Origin of the sequence: Bradyrhizobium sp., from assembly GCF_035701725.1 — a bacterium.
Lineage (GTDB): Bacteria > Pseudomonadota > Alphaproteobacteria > Rhizobiales > Xanthobacteraceae > Bradyrhizobium.
The window spans coordinates 1-3,591 of the sequence record NZ_DASSRP010000271.1 but is presented as its reverse complement, the minus strand read 5'-3'; the positions used below and the strand labels follow the sequence as shown (position 1 = coordinate 3,591).

Below are 3,591 nucleotides of genomic sequence, written 5' to 3'. Positions count from 1 at the left end.
TTCGGCGCTCGCCGAAATCGCCAACCGCAGGCCCAACCTGGTGTTCCTGGACATCTGGCTGCAGGGCAGCAAGCTTGACGGTTTGCAACTGCTCGAGCAGATCAAGCGCGACCATGCCGATCTTCCGGTCGTGATGATTTCGGGCCACGGCAACATCGAAACGGCGGTCGCCGCCATCAAGCGTGGCGCCTATGACTTTATCGAAAAGCCCTTCAAGTCCGATCGGCTGATCTTGGTGGCGACAAGGGCGCTGGAAACCTCGCGCCTGAAACGCGAAGTGAAGGAACTGAAGCAGTTGGCGCCCACCGCCAGCGTCATGACGGGACGCTCAGCCTGCATGAATCAGTTGCGGCAGACCATCGAGCGCGCTGCCAAGGCCAACAGCCGCATCCTGATCGTGGGCCCGTCGGGCGCCGGCAAGGAATTGGCCGCGCGTACGCTGCATAACATGTCGAGCCGCGCCGAGGGCCCGTTCGTCGTGATCAACGCGGCGGCGATCACGCCCGAGCGCATGGAGATCGAGCTGTTCGGTGTCGAGCCCAATGGCGAGCATGCACGCAAGACCGGCGCGCTTGAGGAAGCCCACGGCGGTACGCTGTTCATCGACGAGATCGGCGACATGCCGCGCGAGACCCAGAACAAGATCTTGCGCGTGCTGGTCGAACAAACGTTCCAGCGGCAGGGCGGCACCGCCAAGGTGAGCGTCGACGTCCGCATCATCTCCTCTACGGCCCGCAATCTCGAGGAGGAGATCGCCGCCGGCCATTTCCGGGAAGATCTCTACCACCGCCTGTCGGTGGTGCCGATCCGCGTTCCACCGCTGTCGGAGCGGCGCGAGGACATTCCGGAATTGATCGACTATTTCATGGACCAGATTTCGGCCGCGACCGGGCTGCCGAAGCGCCAGATCGGGCAGGACGCCATGGCGGTTCTGCAGTCGCATGTCTGGCCGGGCAACGTTCGCCAGCTTCGCAACAATGTCGAGCGGGTGATGATTCTGGCCGGCGGAGGACCCGAGGTCATTATCACCGCGGATATGTTGCCGCAGGACGTCGGCTCGATGGTCCCGGCCATGCCGACCAGCAATAACGGCGAACATATTATGGGATTACCCCTGCGTGAGGCGCGGGAAGTCTTTGAGCGCGACTACCTGATGGCGCAGATCAGCCGCTTCTCCGGCAACATCTCCCGCACAGCGGAATTCGTCGGGATGGAGCGTTCGGCACTGCATCGCAAACTCAAGGCACTCGGCGTCGGCTGAGCCTCCGCTCTGAGACCGGCGGCGATGGGCGCCCGAGAATTTCGGCCTCTTTTCACGGGTTTATGGAGAATTGCTCCCTCTTTGGCACCACTTCCGCGCGAAGCTGCTTGCCTAATATCCAAGCCTGCCCTCTAATCACACGACTGTGCTCCCCGGAGGGGGATCTCAAGGGAGCCGGTAGCCGGCGGACTGTTTCGTCAGAAAGCAGCCGACGGTTCAATAAAAAGAAGCACCGAGACTTGCGGGATAAAAACAATGGCGGCAGACCGCGCACAAAATCTACAAGACACCTTCCTCAATCACGTTAGAAAAACCAAAACGCCACTGACGATTTTTCTGGTCAACGGGGTAAAGCTGCAGGGAATTGTGACCTGGTTCGACAATTTCTGTCTGCTGCTGCGGCGCGACGGTCACTCGCAGCTTGTCTACAAGCATGCGATTTCGACCATCATGCCAGGCGCTCCGATCCAGTTGTTCGAAGGCGGCGAGGACGCACCGGCTTGAGAGTGAGCTGATTGGAACCCCGAAATTCTGACGGGGGCGCCGACCGTCCGCGGTCGGCAGTGGGGAAGCAAACCGGGCGGGTGATTGTCATCGGCCCATATTTGCGAACGCGCCGGGGCGACCCAGATGCGCGAGAGGAAACCCATGCCATTCGCGATTCTGAGGCGCGCCTCGATGAGGCGGCCGGTTTGGCGCGTGCGATCGATCTGACCGTGGCAGAGGCGCTGGTCGCGCCGATCAGCCAGATCAGGCCGGCGACCTATCTTGGCAAGGGCAAGGTCGAGGAGATCACCGGGCTCGTCGCCAGCCATGAGGCCGAGCTCGTGATCATGGACTGTGCGCTGTCGCCGATCCAGCAACGCAACCTGGAGAAGGCCTGGCACACCAAGGTACTCGACCGGACCGGGCTCATTCTGGAAATCTTCGGACGCCGCGCCAAGACCAAGGAAGGCACGCTTCAGGTCGAGCTCGCGCATCTGAATTACCAGCGCAGCCGCCTGGTTCGATCCTGGACCCACCTCGAGCGCCAGCGCGGCGGTTTCGGCTTCATGGGTGGTCCCGGCGAAACCCAGATCGAGGCCGACCGCCGCCTGATCGGTGACCGCATCACACGGCTCGAGCAGGAATTGAAGAAGGTGCAGGCGACGCGACGGCTGCATCGCGCCGGCCGCAAGCGCGTGCCGTATCGCGTGGTTGCACTGGTCGGCTACACCAATGCCGGCAAGTCGACGCTGTTCAACCGGCTGACCCGGGCCGAGGTTCAGGCCGCGGACATGCTGTTTGCGACGCTCGATCCGACCTTGCGCGCGCTCAACCTTCCGCACGGCGGCAAGGCGATGCTATCTGACACCGTCGGATTTATCTCCAACCTGCCGACGCAGCTGGTTGCTGCGTTTCGTGCCACGCTCGAGGAGGTGCTCGAGGCCGACGTCATCCTCCACGTCAGGGACATCTCGCACGAAGACAGTGAAGCGCAGGAGCAGGATGTCGAGGCGGTGCTCCGCCAGCTCGGCATCGATACAGAGGGCGGACAGCGTATTGTCGAGGTCTGGAACAAGATCGACCGGCTCTCGCCGGAGGGACGGGAAAACGTCGAGAATATCGCCGCGCGCCGTTCGCCGGAGCGGCCGTGTTTTCTGGTTTCCGCCGAGACAGGCGAGGGGATCGACCGCCTGTTGGCGGCGATTGAGGATCGGCTGGCCGCTACTCGCACCACGCTGCATTTGTCGATCGATGCCGCCGATGGCGCCGGCATCAGCTGGCTGCATCGCAATTCGGAGGTCCTGGACAAGAACCTCCATGATGGGCGGTACGAAATGACCGTCCGTGTCGACGAGACCAAGCGCGATCTCGTGATCAACCGGTTTGATGCGGTGCCTCACGCATCGTAGTCGTCACAGCAAAAATGCCCTCCGTCTCCGCCGCCAAAAGCCCTTGCGGCCAATCAAGGTCAGTGCTGAAACGGCAGCGCGACCTTTGAAAAGTGGGTACTCGGGAAGCGTCATCATGAATCGACCAATCGTAAAGCGCCTCATCGCAGGCGGCGCTGTCGCGGCGTTCGCGCTGGCCGCCGCGCCGCTGGCTGCGGAGACACCAGCTCCGGTCGATGCCGCGCTTTCGAGTATTCTCGCCAGCGACACCGTCAAGAAGGCACTTGCCGACCTCAAGGCCGACGATGAGGTTACTTTTGCCGAGCAGATGCGCATCACCGCGATCCCCGCACCGCCCTACAAGGAAAAGTTCCGCGCCGCGTATTTTCTGAAGCGCATGCAGGAGCTCGGCTTCAAGGATGCTGCGATCGACGGCGAGGGCAATGTGATCGCCAC

The 3,591-nt window shown here is 62.2% G+C and carries 3 protein-coding genes and 1 pseudogene; all 4 read left to right on the top strand.

What is annotated here, in order from left to right:
* Positions 1-1,261, top strand: a 1,261-nt coding sequence (locus VFL62_RS16200; protein ID WP_325173394.1) for a sigma-54 dependent transcriptional regulator, incomplete at its 5' end; no start/stop codon positions are given.
* A gap of 255 nt (positions 1,262-1,516) precedes the next feature.
* Positions 1,517-1,765: an RNA chaperone Hfq gene (hfq, locus tag VFL62_RS16195; RefSeq protein WP_006020546.1), complete on the top strand. Its 249-nt coding sequence runs from the start codon at positions 1,517-1,519 to the stop codon at positions 1,763-1,765.
* An 11-nt stretch (positions 1,766-1,776) separates the two neighbouring features.
* A complete protein-coding gene (gene hflX, locus VFL62_RS16190) occupies positions 1,777-3,156 on the top strand; it encodes a GTPase HflX (RefSeq protein WP_325173393.1) in 1,380 nt (459 codons plus the stop codon).
* A gap of 115 nt (positions 3,157-3,271) precedes the next feature.
* Positions 3,272-3,591: pseudogene (locus tag VFL62_RS16185) on the top strand (peptidase M20); the annotation flags it as partial.

What these genes read in the sequence shown, in the direction of transcription:
- hfq (WP_006020546.1), top strand. Translation starts at nt 1,517, where the DNA reads ATGGCGGCAGACCGCGCACAAAATCTACAAGACACCTTCCTCAATCAC.